Genomic DNA, 2,339 nt, shown 5'->3' with positions numbered 1-2,339 from the left:
GTCGGCAGCCAGACGCTCATGAGACCGCTCCCGGGGCCGCTTCCGGGGCCGAGGCCGGGGCCGCCGCCCGCACCGCGGTCGCCGCGCTGGCCGCGCTCGGCCTCGACCAGGTCGTCGCGCACACCGAGATCAAGCTCACCCCCGCCGGGCCCCGGGTGGTGGAGGTCAACCCGCGCCCGGCCGGGAACCGGATCACCGAGCTGGTCCGGCGGGTCACCGGGGTCGACCTGGCCGCCGCCGCCGTCGACCTCGCCCTCGGCCGCCGGCCCGACCTGACCGCCCGCCCGACCGGGGTCACCAGCGCCGCCATCGCCTTCCTGGTGCCCGAGGGCGGCCAGGCCGGCCTGCTGGACGGCTTCGACGGCGAGGACGCGGTGCGGCGCGACCCGGCGGTGGTCGAGCTCACCCTCGCCGGGTCCGGCCGCGAGGTGCGGGCCGCGACCAGCAACAACGAGTACCTCGGGCACGTCATGACCGCCGACACCGGAGGGCCCGGGGCGCGCCGCACGGCCGAGCGGCTGCTCGCCGGGCTCACCCCCCGCCTCGCGCCCGCCGCCCGCCCCGCCGAGCCCGCGGCGGTGTCCTCATGAGCGCCGCGACCGTCCTGACCGCCGCCCCCGCCCGCACCCTCGCCACCACCACGAGCTTCGGGGCCGACGACCACCCCGTGCTCGACCTGATCACCGGGCGGGCCCGTACGGGGGCGTACGGGCCCGACCCGGCCTCGCTGCGGATCGCGCTGGCCTTCGGCACCACCCAGGCCGTCCGGCACAGCGGCCGCGCCCGCGGCTACCGCAACGAGGTGCTCAGCCTCCGGCTCGGCGCCGCCGTCGGCTCCTGCGCCGTCGAGCCCGGCGACCTGCCCGCCGACACGGTCACCGACTGCGTCGGCGCCACCGTCGGCGACCTGCTCGACCATCCGCACACCGCCGTCCGGGTCGCCGCGCTGGACGCCTACCTCGGCCACTGCCTGCCGCACGCGCCGGCGTACGGAGCCCGGCGGTTCGGCCTCCCGGCCGGCTCCTCGCTGGTGAAGTCGCGGGTCCGCGCCGCCGCCGTGGTGGGGCTGCTGCCGCTCGCCGCCGTCCGCCGGGTGCTGGTCGTCGGTGTCGTCAACTCCCTCCTGGAGCAGCTCCGTTCGCACGAGGTCGGCTACCTCCCCTGCGACCTCAAGGGCGGCACCACCGAATGGGACGAGCCGGTGCACACCGACGCCCTCGCCCACCTCGACGACTGCGACGCCATCCTCGCCTCCGGCATGACCCTCGGCAACGGCACCCTCGACCCGCTGCTCGCCCACGCCCGCGCCACCGGCAAGCCCCTGGTGCTGTTCGCGCAGACCGGCAGCGCCGTCCTGCCCCGCCTGCTCGGCGACGGCGTCACCGCGGTCAGCGCCGAGCCCTACCCCTTCTTCTGGCTCGACGGCGGCCCGAGCCTGCTCCACCTGTACGGGGGTGCGGCGCGGTGACCGCCCTGCTCGACTCCGGTGCCGCGCTGGGCCGTCCGGTGCTGGGCAACCCCGCCCTGCTGCCGCTGCTCGGCGGCACCCCGCTGGCCCGGATCACCACCCCGCTGCCGCACCCGCACCCCGGCTTCTGGGCCAAACTGGAAGGGCTCAGCGCCGGCGGCATGAAGGCGCGTTCGGCCGTCGCCATGCTCCGCGGCGCCCACGCGCGCGGCGAACTGCGGCCCGGCGCCACGGTGGTGGAGTCCACCTCGGGCACCATGGGCGTCGGCCTGGCCTTCGCCGGGCAGGCCCTCGGCCACCCCGTCGTGCTGGTCGGCGACAGCGAACTCGAACCGTCCATGCGGCAGTTGCTGCGCGCCTACGGTGCCCGGCTGGAACTGGTCGAACAGCCCGCCCGGCACGGCGGCTGGCAGGCCGCCCGGATCGACCGGCTGCGCGCCGTCCTCGACCGGCTGCCCGACGCCTACTGGCCCGACCAGTACAACAACCCCGACAACGCGGCCGGTTACCGGTCGATGGCCCAGGAGATCACCACCGAACTCGACCACCTGGACGTGCTGGTCTGCAGCGTCGGCACCGGCGGCCACAGCGCCGGGCTCGCCGAGGCGCTGCGCCGCCGCTGGCCCCGGCTGCGGATCATCGGCGTCGACTCGGTCGGCTCCACCATCTTCGGCCAGCCCGCCCGGCCCCGGCTGATGCGCGGCCTCGGCAGCTCCATCCACCCGCGCAACGTCGCCCACCAGGCCTTCGACGAGGTGCACTGGGTCGGCCCGGCCGAGGCGGTCGACGCCTGCCGGCGCCTGGCCCGGGGCGCCTTCGTCAGCGGCGGCTGGTCCACCGGCGCGGTCGCCCTGGTCGCCGCCTGGGCGGC

General features: G+C 77.2%; 2 protein-coding genes and 1 pseudogene. All 3 read left to right on the top strand.

The features are described 5' to 3' along the window. Nucleotides 1-590, top strand: a pseudogene (locus tag ABD308_RS05400) (hypothetical protein); the annotation flags it as partial. Next, entirely contained in the window at nucleotides 587-1,468 is an 882-nt protein-coding gene (locus ABD308_RS05395) for a Rossmann-like domain-containing protein (protein ID WP_344327215.1), read from the top strand. The pseudogene ABD308_RS05400 and the gene ABD308_RS05395, both read left to right, overlap by 4 nt. Further along, on the top strand, nucleotides 1,465-2,339 hold an 875-nt coding region (locus ABD308_RS05390; RefSeq protein WP_344327209.1), incomplete at its 3' end, for a PLP-dependent cysteine synthase family protein. The genes ABD308_RS05395 and ABD308_RS05390, both read left to right, overlap by 4 nt.

The organism is Kitasatospora putterlickiae (assembly GCF_039527695.1).
GTDB classification, from domain to species: Bacteria; Actinomycetota; Actinomycetes; order Streptomycetales; family Streptomycetaceae; genus Kitasatospora; species Kitasatospora putterlickiae.
This window is presented reverse-complemented; position numbering and strand designations above follow the sequence as displayed.

What these genes read in the sequence shown, in the direction of transcription:
- ABD308_RS05395 (WP_344327215.1), top strand. Translation starts at nt 587, where the DNA reads ATGAGCGCCGCGACCGTCCTGACCGCCGCCCCCGCCCGCACCCTCGCC.